The sequence below is a fragment of the Mesorhizobium sp. WSM4807 genome (genome assembly GCF_055811615.1).
Genome location: NZ_JBVVQY010000022.1, coordinates 25295 through 43304, shown reverse-complemented (window position 1 = coordinate 43304; position 18010 = coordinate 25295). Strand labels below are relative to the sequence as shown.

Below are 18010 nucleotides of genomic sequence, written 5' to 3'. Positions count from 1 at the left end.
CGAAAGCCGCAAATGAGTGATTCCCAATCGTGATACCTTTCAACATCAAGCAGCTCGAAACCTTTCTCCTGGTGGCGACCTTCGGAAGCTTTCGCAGGGCGGCGGAACGCCTGAACACCACACAGCCGGCGGTGTCCACCCGAATTGCTGGGCTGGAGGAAGCGCTTGGCGCCAAGCTGTTCGAGCGGCAGAGCAGCACGGTCAGGCTGACCGCCGAGGGACAGCGGCTCTTACCACCTGCCCAACGGGTTCTGCGGGTAGCGGAGCGGCTGCAACTGATGGCCAGCTCTCTTTCAGAGACTTCAGAGACGACGAGGGTGCTGCGGCTTGGGGTCGCCGAAACGATCGTGCACACTTGGCTGCCGGATTTCCTCACGGCGCTGAAGGCAAACTTTCCGCTTGTCGATACCGACATCGTCGTCGATGCGACGACGACCCTTCGCAACGAACTGATGTCACACCGGCTCGATCTTGCGGTACTGATGGGCCCTGTCCTGGAGTACAGCATCGAGAATATCGAGATGCCGTCCTTTCCGCTTGTCTGGGTCTGCTCGCCGCTGCTGGAATTGCCTCACCGGCGCAAGGTGACGCTGAACGACCTGATGCAGTTTCCAATCATCAGCTACGCGCGCACCACGCGACCCTATAGCGAACTCTACCGCAAGCTCACCGGCGAATTCGAAGAGACGCCGCGCATCTTTCCGGCCAATTCGCTGGCCGCTTCCATCACCATGACACTCAACGGAATCGGCATAGCCTCGCTGCCCGAGGGAGTCGTCCAGGACTATCTCGCAAGCGGAAAACTGCGCATCGTCGAATGCGAATGGCACCCGTCAGACCTGCAGTTTACCGCCTCCTACTCTTCCGAACCCTCCAATCCGATAGCGGAGCGGGCGGCAAAGCTGGCCGGCTGCGTTGCGCATGCCTATGCTGCGAGAACCGACAAGCTTAGGCCCGCGGTTTCTCAACCCAAGGTGGCCGGCAGGTAGATGCGGTCGCCTGAGAAGATCACATCCGGGCTCAGGATATGATCCATGTTGAGCACCACCGTCTCGGCCACATCCGCAGAATGGGTCCTGGCAATCAGGCGAATGCTGTCGCCGTTCTTGACCTCGACCCACTGGTAGCCGTCTTTCTCCAGCGTTGGATTGGTGCGGCCCGCAGGGTTGCTGCTGCCGTCGGCATGCGCCTCGACATGATCGCCGGAAACCCAGCCGCTATGCATTTCGCCATCCGGCCCGAAACCCTCGACCGGTATCCAGGCGTCTCCTGACTGGTCTGTCGAGGGTCCGGCGGTCTGCTCGACGAAAGTGCCGGGTTGCAGAACCGTCACCACGGTCGAATCCCCGTCAGGCTGGGTCCGCATGTTCAGGCCGTCATCGGCCAGCACGGCGAGCTGCGGGAAGTCCTGCGGCGGGGTTTGCGTCCCGGGATCAGGCTGCTCGGTCTGTTCGTCCGGCGGCGCGCCATCGACGCCGGAAGGATCGTTACCCGGCGCGGTCTGTTCGTCCGGAGGCGCGCCATCGACGCCGGAAGGTGTGTCGCCCGGCGCGGTCGGGTCGGTTGCCGGCGTCTTGCCGGTGTTGTTCCATGGCTGGTCGTCCAGCGCGTCCCAGGCAAACAGCAGCATGCCGACGCCGAAGGTCACGCCAAGCGCGATGCGATCGGCGATCCCCCACCGCGCGTCGGACTTTGCGCGGGCGTCGATCTGCTCTGCCGTCCTCGGCACGGCCCGGCGATTGAGCAGATCCGTGCGCGCGGCCGACACCCAGAACTCGGCGCTGCCGACGGTGAACAAGGCGCCCGCCGTCGCGGCCAGCGGCGAGTGCAGGTTCTGTGCCGTGTAGAGAAGGGAACCAAACACATAACCGGGACCGGCCAGATGCTCGGCCACGTTCCGCAACACCGGCCGTCCGGCGATCGACTGCAGCGCGGATTTCGTGCCGTAGACCACATTGCCCAGTGAGAAGGAGCCGTTCACCCAGACATTGTCGCCGCGCAGCAGCCCGGCGGCCGAGCCTGGAGACGAGAAGATGAACGACGCCCCGCTCGCGGCGTTGAGGGCGCGTCCCAGCGGCTTGTGATTTGCCGTGGCGTTCGGAAAGACCGACTGCGCGCTGAAGACGACGCCGCGCACGCCGAACGCAACGCCTGCAGCTGTCGCGGCCCAATGCGGTGGCAAGATCTGCCATACCGTGTAGGAGGAGCCGGCCATTGGACCGAAGGTCGCGATCAACTGTGCATTCTCATTGAAGCGGGCATGGCTCAACGCCTGGTCAACGGCCGCAGTCTGATCCGGCGTCATGGCCTTCTTGTGGGTCGCCCGATAAGTCGTCATCTGCAACACGGAAAGCGCATTCGTTTGCTCCGTCGACATCCAGGCAAACTGCTTGGGCGTGAACTTGCGCAACTGGCCGGGGCTCAATTCGCCAAGCTGCTTCGGCGTCAACGCCGATATCTGTTGTTTCGTCAGCGCCTCGATCTGATGAATGGTCAGAGCGCCAAGCTGCTCCCGCGTCAGTGCTGCGATGTGGCCTGGCGACATCTTTGCCATTGTCGCGGGATCGCGTGCCGCGACGAGACCTGGGTCCAGCGCCGCGAACTGGGTGGCGTTGAGATGGCCGAACTGGGCGGGCCGCATGGCGGCGACTTGTTCCGGCGTAAGGGCATTGCGCTGCTCATCACTGAGCTTGGCGATCTGGTCGGGCGTCAGCTTTCGCACCTGCTCGACGGTCAAGGCGGCGAGTTGCTCTTGCGAGAAGGCCGCGACCTGATCCGGCCGCAAGCCGGTGATCCGGCCAGGGGCAACAGCCTGCAATTTGCTTGGCCTGATCGCCTGGAGCTGTTCGCCACCCAGCGCCCGCAACTGCGTCGGCCGAAGCGCGGCAAGTTGATCGAACGTCAGCTGCCTGACCTGTTCGGGGCTGAGTGCTGCCACCTGCTCAGGCGCCAGCTTGGCGATGTGCTCCGGCTTGATGGCGTGCAATTGCGTGCCGGTCAATTCGGAAGTCTGATCGGCTGCAAGCGCCCTGACCTCCGGCCCGGTCGGCGCCCGCACGGGCGCGGCAAATCCCGGCTCCGCGGCGGAACTCACCGGAAGCTCAAGGCTGATGATCCTTCCGCTGGCAGGGTCAAAGACCACCCTGCCCCGGTCAGGCGCCGGCGGCCATGTCGCGGCCGGCGTTTCGGCAGCACTATTCTCTGTCGGCGGCGTTTCGCCAGTCACGGCCGGGGTTTCGTTGACGACCACCTCGACCACCGGCGGCGGCGCATCGGCCTGCGCTGGCGCATCCCAGAACTCGTCGGCCGGCCGCAAGATCACCTGCGGGCGTTTCTGCGTCGATCCGCCAGGCGCGACGGCATCCTCATTGCGCGTGAACTCACCGACGAAGTTGCCGTCCGGATCCATCATCCGCCAGCCATGGACCTCGCTCCATGGTATGCTGCCGTCGATTGCAGTCTCGTCGACGCGGGCCATCCTGTCGCCGATGGGCCGGCCCATCGCCTCGAACTCGGTCGGGACGTGGAGGCGCGGTCTGCTCGGACTGAGCGTATAGAGATAGGTATAGCCTTGCTGCCGTGCGGCCCGTGACTCTTCCGAGACGAAAGCCTTGGCGCCCGAGATCGACTGGCTGGTGCCGACGAAACGGCCATGGGTATTGCCGAGCACATAGTTGCTCAGGACGATGCCTTGCGGGTTGTCCACCCAGATTCCTGTCGGCGGCGGCGGCGAGAAGCCGCCTACGTCCCTGATCTCGCTCGGCGCGCGTGTATCGGCGCGGAAAACATAGGGGCCGACATTGCCGCGCAAGGGTCTTGCAGGGTCGCCGGCGCCGTCGACGGGCAGATTGCCGTCCTCGGGATGCCCAAGGCTGCCCGGCACATGGTCATCGGAAGCACCACGCGTCCATGGCAGGACATAGGGCTCTCCGGTTTCGGGATCCCGGAACAGGATATGCGATTTATGCATCAACTCCGGTTCGTCGCCGCGCGCGCTCGGCGCATCGGCCGGCGGCACATAGACATTCTCCGCGCTCTTGGGCGGCGTCCCGAGATACCTCACGGTGGCCGTTTCGCCATTCTCGTCGACGATCTGCAGCGTTTTTTCCGACCGCGCCGAGCCCAATGCCGGCTGGGTGCCATCCGACGGCCCCGAGCCCAGTGCCGGCGGGGTCGACGGCCCCGGGCCCAATGGCGGCGGGGTGCCATCCGGCGGTCCCGAGCCCAGCGCCGGCGGGGTCGGCGGCGAATTGTGCAGCACGTCCTGCTCGAGCAGCCGGTTGAGGTAATGCGCCTGCGTGGGCGTCAGCTCGCTGCGGGCCTGCTGGTCCAGCTGTTGCCGCAACGCTTTCCATGCTGGCCGGCTCATGCCGTCTGGTCGCCCGCCGGCGGAGGCGAGTTGGTCCGGATATGGCGCCACGCCCAGTTCCGGGAACACATCCGACACGCGCTGACCAGCGAACCTTAAATCGCCGTGCGGCGATGCCGCAACCTCGGTGAGATAGGCGTCGAGATGCTGCAGAACGTCCGGCGTCAGTTGCCCCCCCGAGGTGTCCAGCGCGGAGAAAACCTTTTGCGCGCCTTCGGACGATCCCGGATGGGCGCGGGCGGTACGGGCATGCGGGACAAGGTCCTTCCTCACCGAGCCGAGTTCCACCGTCGTTATCGGCCATTGGCTAAAGTTCAGGGCGAGACCGGCGCCGTGGTCCTTGCGGTCCAGGCGGTTGAGCGGCCCGGTGCCCGCCTCGCGCGGAACGCCCTCGAAGGCGGGGCTGCCGCGCCAGGGTTCCTTGCCGCCTCCGAAGGGCGCCATGACGTTGTAGTTGCGATAGAGGAGACGATCCTCGAAACCAGGCACCTTGCCTTCGGAGCTATAGTGGCTGGCGCCACCTCTCGCGGCCTCCTCCCAGAAAGAGGCTGCCCGTTGGCTGAGCGGGCCAGGCTCCCTGTGCGTATATCCCGGCCGGCCGCCTTCGCCGCCGAGATAGCGCAGCGTGCGATTGACGTAGGCCCCGCTCAGAGAGAAGCCAAAGATGGATACTGAAACGCCAGCGGCTTTTTCGTTCTGGAACGTGTTCTTCGACAGCATCGGCGCCGATGCGACCCACTGGGCGGAGGGAGCAGCCGCCTCGTCATAAGCGAAATTCGGCCGGTATCCGTTGACGAAAAGTTTCTGGCCCTTCGCGTCGTTGGGATGGACCGGGAGCAGGAAGCCGGTGCCGCCGTCCGGGCCGTTGTTCTTCAGGCTGAGTTCGCCATAGACCTGCCGGCTGGGCAGCGGCACTTTGAGGCCGATGCCGAGCATCGATCCGCCGAGAGTGATCGTGCGGCCATCGGGGCCGAGGATCCACCCGGCAGCCAGGAGGGCGCCGTTGGTCGCCATGTCGTTCAGCACGGGGCCGCCCAGGACATTGGCTTCGTGTTCCTGCAGGAACCAGGAAACGGTGGCGCGGTCGGACCGCCAGACCCCTTGTGCGTCGGTGAAGAATGTCGGGGCGCGCCAAGAACTCGCCTCGTCGGCACCCAGCAACCGCTCCAGCAGGACGGGCACCTCGCTGTTGATCTCGGTCCCGGCCCTGGGCTTGCTTGCGGGCAGCGCGTTCTCCAGCGCGTGCGCGAGCGACTGGACAGCGGGGTCCGCGGATTTCTGCTGGTTGGCGGCGTAACCGCGCATCTGTCGCCACAGATACGGTGTCCAGGTGTCGTGGCCGGACAGAACCTTCTCATTGTAGCGGCCCTCCGGCGAAAGCTTGCCGGCGGGTTTGAACGAAGAGCCCGGCTGAAGCTTCGGACCGTAGACCCACGTGCTGCCACGGTCGGCCTGCACGACCTGCATGAGCGCATCCTGCTGCGCGGCGGTCACCGCCTTGCCGGGCTTGGTGGCGCGCCCCTTGAAAAACGGCGAGGCGGCATTTGCCGCGGCGGCAAGGTCCGGGTCGGTGGAGCGTGACGCAGTTTTGAGGTAATCGCCGACGATGCCGCGGCCGGCGTCGGTCCAGCCGGCTTCTCCCGGCAGCGCCCCGGCGGTAAGGAACTGCTCGCCGCGCGACAGCCTGGCGTCGGACGACAGGCCGAGTTGGTCGATCACTTCTCCCGGCGACAGATGCGGCAGCTTGCCCTGTGCGCTGAACACCTGGAGGGTCGTCAGGCCGTTCATCGAAAGCTGGCCGGCCGGCTTGGAGCCGGTGAACGGGCTGTTGCGGTCGGCGTTGAGCATTTCGCCAAGCGCATGATGCTGAGCCGGCGTCATCTCCGTGCCGGACTGAGGCAGGCTCCTGCCGCCGAGCTGCACTCTGGTCATGGTCACCGCATCGCGGACGACAGGATCGCTGGAACGTTCGAGGGAATTGAGGTAGTCGCCGACGAGTTGCAGCTGCTCGGGCGTCCATGTCGGCGCGGGCGTCGCCGCATCGTCGGGAAGCGCCGGCAAGGTGGTGGCCAGGGTCTCGCCGAGCGCCGAGCGATGGCTGACTTCCGGATTCTTGGCAGGATCGAACGTATGGACTTCCCGTGCCGGGGTGTTGACCCTGTTCTGGCCGTTCGGCGTGGTTATCGATCCGCGCTTGGCGCGTTCGACGGTCTGGCCCGAACCCAGGTAGCCGGCATCCGTCGCATGCTCGCCCGGCGGGACGATGTCGCGGGTCATGCTCGCCTGCGGGCCGGCGACGACGACCTTGGCCGGCAGGTATTTGCCGCCGGCCTCGACATAGATGTCCTGTCCGGCGGTGACGCCGTCCTGCGCAACCGGCCGGTGATAGATGCTGTCGACCAGCTCGCCGAGCTTCGGATAGTCATAGCGGGGTTCGGTATTCGCGTAACGCGTGCCGATGCGCCGCAGGCCGGCCTTGGCGGCATTGAACGTCTGGCCGAAGCTGTACGGGTTTGACGAGAAACGATTGATGATCGGCGTGCCGTCGGGCCGAGCCGGGCTGGGGTGCCCGGTGTCCGTCACGGCCGGTGGCTCGGTGCGGGCATTCGGATCGGCCGTCCAGCGGCCGTCGGCGCCGAGATAAAGCACCGGCAAGGAAGGGTCGAGCTCGACAGCAGCCGGCACCGGCTCCGACGCGGCCGTGATCGCCTTGGGTTCGGGTATGGCGACAACCCTCTGCCCTTCCGGCAGGTTGAAATCGACGAGCATCTCGCCGGTATGGCGGTTGCCGAGAGTGTAGCGCATCAGCGGGCGGGTGCCTTCCGCCCCGCGTGTTTCCGTTTCCGACTGGAGCAGGACCTCGTCCGGGGTGGCCAGCACGGCCGGGTCGGAAGGGCGTGCGCCGTCGAGATAGCCCGTCTGCTGCGGATCCTTGCCGCTGGTGTAGACGTATTCCGCGGGATTGGGCCGCGGCATGCCGGTGAACGTCTTGGTCGCCGGGTCCCAGACGAGCCGGAAGCCGCTCTCGGCCGGGCGCGTCGTTCCGTCGCCGCGGACCGGCGGGACCACGATCGGATCGCCGTCGGCGGGGGGGCGCACATTCTGCTCGCGCGCTTCCTGGGCGCCTCGGTCGCTGACATTCTCGGGATGGTCGCGCTCGCCCGGGGCGCTCGGCCCTTCATCGTGGACGTTGACGACCGTCCCCTCGATCACCGGGTGGCTGGGATCGTGGAAGACCAGCTTGTCGGTCGGGCGATAGACGCCGTCGGTGCCTTGCTCATGCACGACCATCGGCCGCGACGATTGTCCGCCGCCTGATGGATCACCTTTGCCGCCCGTGGGTGGCGGCGGGTTCGGGCCGTCGGACTCGCCGGCCGGCAGCGCCCGTGGACCGGTTGGACGGTTAGCCCCTCCCGTGTTGTCAAAACCGTTCCGGGCACCGAAACCAGGCCCCTGCTGGCCGGACGTTTCGCCGACCACGTCGCCATCGATGATGATCTCATCTGGGTCCGGCATGACCTGTTCGCCGGTGGGCCTGTAGACACCGTCAGGGCCCATCTCGTAGACGGCCCGCGGTTGCGGCCCCGAATCCGGAAAAGTTCCGCTCCGAGTACCGCCCGTTCCAGGCATGTTGGACAACAGCGAGCGGCCGCCCAGGCCTGTGCCGACACTGCCGACGCCTATGCCCATGACTGCGTTCGCGAGCTCGAGCAGGGACATCTCGCCGCCATGCGCCGCCAGATCTTCCACCGATTTGCCGAGCAACGGAAGGCCGGTAACCACAGCGCCGGCATCGAGGCTCCACGCAGCGTTGGTCAGCTTGTTGCCGTTTTGCATAAATTCGGTGACCCTACCAGCATAAGAGGCCTCCTCTACGTTCACCTGGAATCGGCCGATGCCCCAGTTGGCATCCTTCATGCGGGTCATCCCGAAGCCGCCCGCGAAAGCCTGGGATCTGGACAAGCTGGTCTTTGCCAAGCCGAATGTGCGCAGGGCACCCGCGCCCACTGGCAGGAATGCAGTTACGCCGGTCGCGACATTCCAGGCCGACTGGCTGTCGAAGTCACCGCCCTGCAGGAGGTGATCACCCTCTTTGATCAGAGCTTTGCCGCCAAGGATTGATCCGGAGCCGATCGCGATGGGAATCGCCCATTGGCCGCCTGGCACGAACGAGACGATGGTGGAGACACCGGCGACGATGCCAAGGCCAATGTCGGTAGCCTTGTCCCAGAAACCCACCTTGCGCGCGTCGGCCACTTCCAGTTCGTCGAGCGAAAAACCATCCTCGCCGAGCGACATGTCGCCGCCCTTGGCCATGACCAGATTGCCCTTCTCGCTGAAGATGCGGTTCTCGTGCTGGAATTCGTCAAAGCTGCTGTAATATTTGCCCGAGCTGTCGACATAGCCGATTTCGTCGCCGCCGCTCTTGATCGCGAACAAAGCCGTCGTCGATTCCTTCCCGCCGTCGAGGGAGAAAACCGGCACGATCTTGACCTCGGCGTCGTCGCCGGCGCGGTCGGTGATTTCTTCAGTGACCTTTTGGACGTCTTCACTCGGCGCGTCGAGCCCGAGGGTCTGACCAACGGCAGTGCTGAGTTGGTCCGGCGTATATGTCTCGTATTCGCCGGTGAAGCCGGCCTCGTAGAGGTTCTCGAACTGGACCTGATATCCAGCCAGCGCCTGGTCCTTGTGTTCTTCAAAATACTCGTACTTGAGTTTCGCCTCATGCTCGGCGGAACCGTATTCGAGAAGCTTGGGGTGGCTTGCGGAAAAAGCGTACCAGTCGCGCCCAGCCACCATCGCCGGCCGCACGTTTTCTTCCCAGTCCTCCAATTGGTTCTTTTCGGTCTCCGCCTGGCCTCGATCGATTTCCGCGGCCGCAACTTCGGGGTGCACCCACAGCTTCTGGCCGTCCATCTCGATCTGGACCCACTTGCCGCTGTCGCCGATCGCGCCCGGCCCCTGCTCTTCGTAGGCCGCGGCAACTTCCGGCGCGACCCACAGGTCGCGGCCGTTCACCGTGATCTTCACCGCCGTCTCGCCCGGCTTGAGCGTGCCAGCGGGCGCCTCTACGGTTCCTGGCCCGTAGTCGGTGATCGCCTGGTCGCGTGCCGTCGTAGCATCGACGAGCGCCGTCTTCGCATCTCTCAGCCCGGCATCAAGCTGGTCGACCTGCACGCCGACAATCTTCGACTTGGCCGCGTCCAGCGCCGATTGCGATCCCATTCCGTTGGCTGTGCATACCGGCGCCGACGATATGTCTTGCGTCGAGGCCAGCATCTCCTGCCACTGCTTGTTGAGCGGATCGTTGCGGAAATCTTCCCTGATACCCTCGTCGTTGAGGTCGTATGTCAGGGCAGATTTATGTACGTTCGTGTCATCCCCGTTCTCGTCGGTGAAAGTGGCGTTCTCATAGACGGTAACGACATAGAGCTGACCGTTCTCCTCGACTATGTCCTGCGATTTTATCTTGCCAGTAAAGTCACCATGTCCATTGGTATACCCTTCCCAATCGAAATGGTGCGGGCTTCTTTCCTGCGCATGCGCAAGCAGTTGCTGCTTGAGAGGCTCCATGGTTACGGCAAGATCCGCCGCCTCTGCCTGTGCAACCCCATACTCCTGATATGCCTCGGCCAGGATCACCTGATTGGCCGCGGCCCCCTGGAGCGTTTGCAGACCTTCAAGCCGCTCTTCGATGGCCGTGTATTCTGGGCTTCCAGGCTTGGCATCGGTAAGCTTCAGCTCCAGCTCGGTCGAGCTGATCATTTGATCGATCGTGGCCCTGTTGCCGTTGGCGGTGTGTAGCGAAACGTTTGTAAAGAGCTCGGCGACCTCCGCGTGCGCGGCCTTTCCTTGCTGGTTGGTTTCCTCGGCACTGGGGCCATCCGGGCTGCTGACAGCCGTCTGGTTGGGATCGCTGAGCGTCGGCAGGTCTACCTGTTTGTCGATCGCTTCGAGAAGTGACGTCTGGCCCTGCTCGTATTCGGCCCGGGCAGTGCTGGCGCTTTCAAGCGCGTTGTTGGCGAGGGTCAACCGGCTTTGCGCATCTGCCAGGGTGCCCTTCGGCTCGGGCGGCTTCCACTCCAGTCCATAAGGCGCCAACGCCTCGTCGAGCGTCGACTCGGCACCCTCCATGGCGTTCTTGAATTCAGGGTCCAGCGCATAGACGTCGAGCTGTGCCGCGCTCTGCGCAGCCTTTGCTTCTGCCTCACCGAAGTTCGCAATCGCCACGTTCTCGGCTGCGATCGCCTTGGCCACCTCCGGGTCGAACCATTTCCAGCTCCCGTCGACCAGCAATGGCACCCACTTCCCGCCCGAAGGAGCCGTGGGTGATGGTGGGTTCCCGTAGGGACCAACCGACGTGGGGCCACCGTCGAGAGTCGCGCCGGTTGCGTCTTGTCCCCGACCATACAATTCCATTGCAGCGACCACGGCCTGCTGCTTTTCAAGCGCCTCCGTGGTCAGCTCTGGCGTCGCTCCGCCGAATATGCCGTCCAGCGTCGTCTTGAGTATCTGGTCTTCCTTGGCCTGTTCCGGGTCATTGCTGTTTGGGTTGATGTCCAGCAACAACTCGGCCAACGCTTCCTGCGCGGTGCCGGCCGCGATATCCGTGACGGCGCCGGTCGTATCGTTGGTCAGCGTGATCTTGCCGTCTGGCGACGTGGTCAGCGTGTAGCCGTTAAACGTCACATTGAGGGTGGTCTTGGTGGCACCCTCGATCACCACCGTCTCTCCCGGGTGAATAAGGTCGGGGTCGCGCGGAGAGGTGAACAGTTCCGGATTGCTCTCGGCGAGATCCTCCAGTGTCACACCATGCGCCTCGGCGATGTCGCTCAGATTGTCGCCTGGTTTGACTTCGTAGTCGATCGGCTCGCCATCCCCCAGCGTCTCGACGATGGTCTCGGTGCGTCGGCCGTCCTTGTCGAAGACGATCGACGTCTCGGTGTTGTTCCTGGGGTCGACGATGGTGGTGGTCTGTTCGCCGGTTTCGGTGTTGTGCTCGATGTGGGTGGTCACGCCGTTACCGTTGACCATGTCGGTCGTCTCGGTATTCCCCTCGGTGGTCGTCACCGAGCGCGAACCGTGATGGTAGTCGTTGTTGTAGGTGATCGTCTTGCCGGTAGTCGGATCGGTGACGACAATCTGCAGGGTCTCGCCTTCGTCGCCGCCCTGCGTCACCTCGAGGCCGGCGGCATTCAGTTCGGCGATCACCTGCTCGGGCGTAAGATCGCTCGCCTCGGCGATTTCTTCGAAGCTCTTGCCTTCGGCAAGCTGTTCCTGGATCGACGGCGCGTCAGAGCCGTCCGCTGCCTGCGAATGCGCCAGGATGGTCTCCTCGCCGTCCGGACCCGTGACCGTGGTTACCGGCAATGCGGGGCCGCCGGCGGGCGTCACCGTCTCCACGGTCGACCCATTCGGCAGGCTCTTGGTGACAGTGACGGAACCGTCTCCGTTGGTTTCGGTGGTTGTGGTTATACGGGTTTGGGGATTCGTCGTGCGTTCGGTGACTGAGCCGTCGCCGAGGTCGTCCACGAACGTGGTTGTGATCGCGCCTGTCTGCGCGTCGACACTGGTGGTTTCCTTGCGGCCGAGATCGTCACGGATCGGCGAGGATGTCGCCTGTCCGTTGGGACCCGTCACTTCGGTGTAATAGCCGCCGTGGTGATAATCCTGGTTTTCGGTGATCGTGCGGCCGCTGCCGCCGGTGATCACCACCGTACGGGTGTCGCCGTTGGCATGTTCATTCGCTATCGCCGTCATGTCGCCGGCATTCAGAGCCGCCACCACCTCCTCGGGAGACATGCCCTGCTCGTCGGCGATGTTGTCGATGCTTTTGCCGCTTTCGATCGCCTTGAGAATGTCCTGCGCCGTGGTGACTTCCGGTGAAACACCGCCGCCGTCGGGCTCACCACTGGTCAGCAGGAGGTTTGGCGTACCGCCGAAATTCTGCGTCGTGAAAAGCGCAGGCGCGGCGGTGGTGCCGCCGTTGCCGTTTGCTGCGGTGACTGCGGCAGGCGCCACCGGTCCTGGCTGCGCCGCCGGGGCAGTCGGCTGTGCCGTCGTCAGTTCCGCATTGACCTGCGTCAGCCGCTGGCGGGCGCCCGCGGCCGCGTCGGCCTCACCCATCTTGTTGGCGAGCCGGATTTCATTTTGCAATTTCGTGGCTTCCGCCTGCAGCCGCGTAGTCTGCTCGGCATTGGCCTTTGGATCGACCCTGGGCGGCGGCGGCTTGACGGTATTAATCGGGCGGATCATCAAACAACCTCCGGAGCCGGTCCAGTCCTGGTTCAGGCAGTCTGCCTGCCGTCAACGCCCCCGCGCCCGACAGTGGAAGCCCTGTGCCTACCGGGGCGGCTTCCAATAAATGCCGAAAGCAGCGAGTTGCTCTTCCGACTGTCTTACTCGTTCTGCAGCATTCACTTCAAACTGCGCGGCCGTCAGTGCCGCCAGAATCTCGACGGCGGCGAACGCCGGCGCCATGCTGCGGAAGAACGACTGCGAATTTGCCGTAACGATGATGGTCTCCCGCGCGATCCGGGCCAGCGGCGACACGCTGCTATCGGTGATTGCCACCACGCCGACACCCTGCCTGGCCGACTGGCGCGCCACGTCGATCGTCGTGCGTTCATAAGGCGACATGCCCACAGCAAGGAGGACGTCGTCCCGTCCCGCACCCTGCAAGGCATCCAGACCATGTCCGCCCATCTCGCCGACAAGCGTCACCTTGCGGTCACCGCCAGCCAGAAACGACATGATGTGAACGAAGTGGTTCGCAACCGGATAACCGGATCGCGAGCCGAGACCGAACAGATTGCGTGATCGTGCAAGGAGCTCGGCGGCGGCGACGAATTGCGAGGCATTGCCGTACTCACCCAGACTTGAAATCTGCGCCGCGAGCGTGTCGGCGACGACCCCTGCAGTCGAATATCCCGGATCGCCGTCGTCCTGCCCCATACCCTGTCGCGCCGGCTCACCGGCGCCTGTCTCACGCAGCGCGCGCGCATAAAGGCTGCGCATATCCTCGTAGCCTTCAAGGCCAAGCCATCGCGCCAAGCGCATCATCGTGCTGTGCGAAACGCCGGCCTGGTGCGCCTGCTCGCGCATCGACATCAGCGCGACATCCTTAGGATGATCCAGCACGAAACGCGCGGCGACCCGCAACTGCGGCGGCATATTCTCGAAGCGTTCGACCAACAGCTCCGCCAAAGGACCTTGTTCCATTCTAAAATACCCCATTCACCCCTATGGCAGATTACTCCCCGAATGGCGGCAATGCAACAGTTGGAACTGAAGTGGTCCATATATTCCAAGTGGACTTTCATTTTCGATCATGCTGCCTTAAGCTGCTTTCGCAACCTGCCGGATCGCATCGTCGTGATTCCGGGGTTTGTAACTTGAATGGTCCCTCAAGGAGACAATCATGGCGCCTACCCCTCCCGTTACATCCGGCTCTGCCGGGTCGCCGGAACAGAACCTGGACAAGATGATCAAGCATCAGGAACGCATGTTCAGCCTCGAGATCACAAAAGAGATCGCAAAATCCCAACATGACATGCTGATGAGCACCGCAAGGACGCTCGGCCAGTCGGCTGAAAAGGCCTAAGGGGATTCTCGAACCCTGCGCCGCCGCTAGCAACCGGCGGCGTACTTTGCACGGCAGGAATATTTCGACGCCGCTGTCAGGCTGCGTCTGAGTTGTCATCGGCGGGAGATGAAGTGGCATGACCGCTAATTCTATCGGCAAATATTGGGATGCAGCGCCCGCGCGCCGGCTCCGTTCGATTATCGCCCACGCCCCGGGATCCGGACATTCCATTGCGCTCAGCGTAACTCGTGGATTTCACGCGGGCGCCCAACTTAGTCTGGTCGAGCCTCTGTATACTGTCGGCTCCAGCACGGAGTCCGACATTGTCCTCAGGGATGCCGGCATCGCGCCGGTCCACGCAAGGTTGCGGCGCAAGGGCAGCCAAATTGAAATCGAAGCCGTCGGCGGCGACGTCACACTCGCCACGGGCGAGATCATCCATGAGGGCCAGGGCAGCCGCTGCAAGCTGCCGCTCACGATAGGTATCGGCGATGCCCATATCCGGCTGATCAACCCAGAACGCCCGCCGAATCGCTGGTCCGTTTCTGATCGCCCCCTCCTGGTTGCAGGCAGCGTTCTCTTTGCCGTGTTCGCTGTCTCCGTCGCTGCGAATGGGTTCTCTCTCGCCAAGCCCGACATTGGCAAAAACATATCCGCTCAAGACCGTGAACCGATCAGAGTGGCCTTTGCTGGCGAGGCCGGGCTGAACGATTCATCGCCAACGCAAATACCCAGTGCCGCCGAAGCGGAAAGCCAACTCAGGCTGCGCCTCGATCAATCTGGCATCAGCACATTGGCTGTTCAGCGATCACCTGGACGGCTCGTGGTCTCGGGTATGATCCCCAATGACAAGGATGGTGCCTGGACCGAAACGCAATCCTGGTTCGACCAGACGTTCGGCGCGCACATTCCCCTCGTCTCCAATGTTATGATCGGCAACGCCGAGCAGGCTCCGCGCCTGAGGCTGCAGGCGATCTGGTATGGCGAGCGGCCCTACGTCATCGCCGCCGACGGAGCACGCTATCATGAAGGTGCATTCACGAATGACGGCTGGACCATCAAGCACATTGGCGAGACGGAACTTCTCCTGACGAAGGGCGGCGCTACGGTCGCGCTGAAATATCCGTGAACCGCCGGCTTGAAGGGCCGCGATTCGATACGGCAAGAATGGACACGGCCGGCCGCGAGGTGCGGCAGGCGGAAGGTGTGCGCGGTCAGGCGATCAACCGGCGGCGGATGAATGGCGTCGACAAAGCCGCAAGCCGTGCTCAGGGGACGACATCGGCCGCTGGTACGGAAAAGCCACAAAACGCCGAATTCCAGCCCTCTCGAGGCACAAATAGCGAATCGCTCGATGAGGCACTCATCAATTTCGTCATGCCGGGTATTCCCGAGCCAGCCATCCTGCGTCGCTCCGTATCTATTCTCCAGCATTTTGTAACGCATCTGGTTCCCGGTCTTGAGGGTGGCGAGCAACTCAAGACACTTGCCAGAACGCTGATAGAGGATGAAATCGAGCGTCATCGCGATCTGCTTGCCCGGATACAGGAAGGAATCGAAACCTGACCGATCCGCGTGACACAGTGCATCTGCTGCATGTCCTGGGCTATCTCTACGGCTGTCACGGGCAGGCAAAGCGGGGCGCGGCATACCTGCTTATCGCCGCACAGCTGTCGCCGGGAAATGCCGGCGTCCTGCGGACACTGGCGCATCTGCTCATACTCGATGGCGAAGCGGACAAAGCGCTTGCCACAATTGCCAGGCTGGAGACGCTGGAGGGAATGGACCACCCGACGCTAGCGCTGCTGAAGAGCCGCGCGTTGCTTGTGGCCGGCCGCAGGGCCGAGGCGCACAATGCCTTGCGAAGCTTCCTATCGCATCGAGCCACCGAATGACGGTGTCGGAGCGACTTCTGCACTTCCTTGCCAAGCTGTCCCGCCGCAGCGATCTGGTCATTGCCGTCCTGATGCTCGTCGCAGTGGTGATGATGCTCATCCCCTTGCCGACCTTCCTCGTCGACATTCTCATCACTGCCAATATCGCCGTCAGCGTGCTTATCCTGCTGGCTTCGTTTTACGTTTCTCATCCGCTCCAGTTCTCGTCGCTGCCATCGGTCATCCTCATCGCTACCCTGTTTCGGCTGGCGATCACGATCACGACCACGCGACTGATCCTGCTTCAGGCCGACGCAGGCGAGATCGTTTCCGCCTTCGGTACTTTCGTCGTCGGCGGCAGTATTGCGGTGGGCCTCGTCGTCTTCCTGATCATCACCGTCGCGCAGTTCATCGTGGTTGCGCGGGGTGCGGAACGCGTTGCCGAGGTTGCCGCGCGCTTCACCCTTGATGCGCTTCCGGGCAAGCAGATGAGCATCGATGCGGAGTTGCGCAACGGAGACATCGACCAGGCGGAGGCACGCCGTCTGCGCCAGCAGCTTGAGCGCGAGAGCCAGCTGTTCGGCGCGATGGACGGCGCCATGAAATTCGTCAAAGGCGACGTCATAGCCGGCATTATCATCATTCTGGTCAATCTGATTGGTGGTTTCGCGATCGGAACGCTGCAGCACGATATGTCGCTGGGAGACGCCGCCGCGACCTACTCGCTGCTCACCGTGGGTGACGGGCTGGTCGCGCAGATACCGGCGCTGCTCGTCGCTGTGGCCGCCGGCACGATGGTGACGCGCGTCGGCAGCGCCGACGGCACGAGCGATCTAGGCAGGCAAATAACCAGCCAGCTGCTGCGGGACTCCCGCGCGCTCGCGCTCGCGGCAGTTATCATGGTCGGCCTTGCCATAGTGCCGGGGTTTCCGTCCATTGTATTCCTGATCCTTGGCTTCTGCTTCGGCGCGGGCGCCTATGCAATCAATCGCCGCACCGCCCGGGAGTCCGAGATCAAAGACATCGGCCAGGCAGGCATGGCCGAACAACCGGGAAGTCCGGCGCTTTCAGCAAACCCCATCGGAACACTGCCTTCTTCGTACCGCATCGTCGTACGCTTCGGAACCGAACTCGGACGCTCAATCCCGGAACCCGAATTCGCCGCGCTCGCCGACGGCGTGCGCCGCGAACTCTTCGGTGATCTCGGTGTCGACGTTCCCGCTATCGGCCTGCAGGTCGACGAGAAGCTTTCAGCGAGGAGCATGCGCATCGATCTGGAGGGGGCACCGATCCTGGATGCTGAAATCCCCGCCGACCGTGTTCTTGTCGAAGCCGACCCAACGCATCTCGATCTGCTCGATGTGACTTACGAAAAGGGTTCTTCGATTGCCGGTCAGCGCAAATTCATGTGGGTCGATGATCGCCATATTTCGGCATTGAAGGAAGCCGGCTTCGTCTTCTCCACACCGGCGCATACAGCGGCCAAATGGACCGGAAATGCACTTCGGCTCTATGCCGGCCATTTCGTCGGGATCCAGGAGACCCGCAGGCTCCTGTCGGACATGGAGCCGGACTATGCGGATCTGGTCAGACAGGCGCAGGAGATCGTGCCGCTGCAGAAAATCGCTGAGGTGCTTCGGCGACTCGTCGGCGAAAACGTGCCGATCCGCAACCTGCGCCTGATCCTCGAAGCGCTGATCGAATGGGGTCAACGCGAACAGGACGTCGTCCTGCTTACGGAATGCATCCGCACGTCCTTGAAACGCCAGATCAGCTTCCGCTTCGCTGGCCGCAGCAACATCATAGCAGCCTATGTTCTGCAGCGCTCGGCCGAGGATATCCTGCGAAACGCGGTGCAAAGCACATCGACCGGCACGTTCCTGAACCTTTCGGATGACGCTGCGCAGGCTTTGGTCACCGAAATCGAACGCGCCTTGTCGCAGCACGCCACCGATGTCTCACCGATCGTCCTTGCGGCGATGGATGTACGCCGTCACATGCGAAGCCTGCTCACGCACAATGCCATTGAACTCCCGGTTCTGTCCTTCCAGGAACTCGCACAGGAATTCAACGTCCAGCCATTGGCCACGATAGCCGGGGGCTCGGGCATAGCGCGCAATGCCTCGCAGTCGCTGCCATCGGCTGCGGCGAAAGCCGGACAAGAGGCAGCCTCATGACGCC

Annotated in this window: 8 protein-coding genes; 6 read left to right on the top strand and 2 right to left on the bottom strand. The window is 63.5% G+C overall.

What is annotated here, in order from left to right; all coding sequences use genetic code 11:
• The first annotated feature begins 29 nt into the window (after positions 1–29).
• Entirely contained in the window at positions 30–989 is a 960-nt protein-coding gene (locus AC0L3N_RS24465; protein WP_123149000.1) for a LysR family transcriptional regulator, read from the top strand.
• Here AC0L3N_RS24465 and AC0L3N_RS24460 read toward each other — a convergent pair.
• Both AC0L3N_RS24460 and AC0L3N_RS24455 read right to left on the bottom strand, forming a co-directional pair.
• A complete protein-coding gene (locus AC0L3N_RS24460; protein WP_473549937.1) occupies positions 965–12625 on the bottom strand; it encodes a LysM peptidoglycan-binding domain-containing protein in 11661 nt (3886 codons plus the stop codon). The two genes, AC0L3N_RS24465 and AC0L3N_RS24460, sit on opposite strands and share 25 nt — an antisense overlap.
• Before the next feature lie 87 nt (positions 12626–12712).
• The gene (locus AC0L3N_RS24455; RefSeq protein ID WP_473550014.1) at positions 12713–13543 is read right to left on the bottom strand and encodes a MurR/RpiR family transcriptional regulator; all 831 of its coding nucleotides are present in this window, start codon (positions 13541–13543) and stop codon (positions 12713–12715) included.
• A gap of 247 nt (positions 13544–13790) precedes the next feature.
• On the opposite strand from AC0L3N_RS24455, the gene AC0L3N_RS24450 reads away from it, so the two are divergent.
• The 5 genes from AC0L3N_RS24450 (at position 13791) to sctV (ending at position 18006) form a co-directional block, all read left to right on the top strand.
• Positions 13791–13973 carry a hypothetical protein gene (locus tag AC0L3N_RS24450; protein WP_095491776.1) on the top strand — a complete coding sequence of 61 codons (183 nt, stop codon included), beginning with the start codon at positions 13791–13793 and terminating at the stop codon, positions 13971–13973.
• A gap of 118 nt (positions 13974–14091) precedes the next feature.
• On the top strand, positions 14092–15084 hold the full coding sequence (locus AC0L3N_RS24445; protein WP_473549936.1) for a SctD/MshK family protein: 993 nt from the start codon (positions 14092–14094) through the stop codon (positions 15082–15084).
• 38 nt (positions 15085–15122) lie between these two features.
• Entirely contained in the window at positions 15123–15521 is a 399-nt protein-coding gene (locus AC0L3N_RS24440; protein WP_473549935.1) for a hypothetical protein, read from the top strand.
• Positions 15522–15538: 17 nt separating this feature from the next.
• Positions 15539–15850, top strand: a complete 312-nt coding sequence (locus AC0L3N_RS24435; protein ID WP_473549934.1) for a tetratricopeptide repeat protein — start codon at positions 15539–15541, stop codon at positions 15848–15850.
• The gene (gene sctV / locus AC0L3N_RS24430) at positions 15847–18006 is read left to right on the top strand and encodes a type III secretion system export apparatus subunit SctV (protein WP_473549932.1); all 2160 of its coding nucleotides are present in this window, start codon (positions 15847–15849) and stop codon (positions 18004–18006) included. The genes AC0L3N_RS24435 and sctV overlap by 4 nt, the downstream gene beginning before the upstream one ends.
• Positions 18007–18010: the final 4 nt, after the last annotated feature.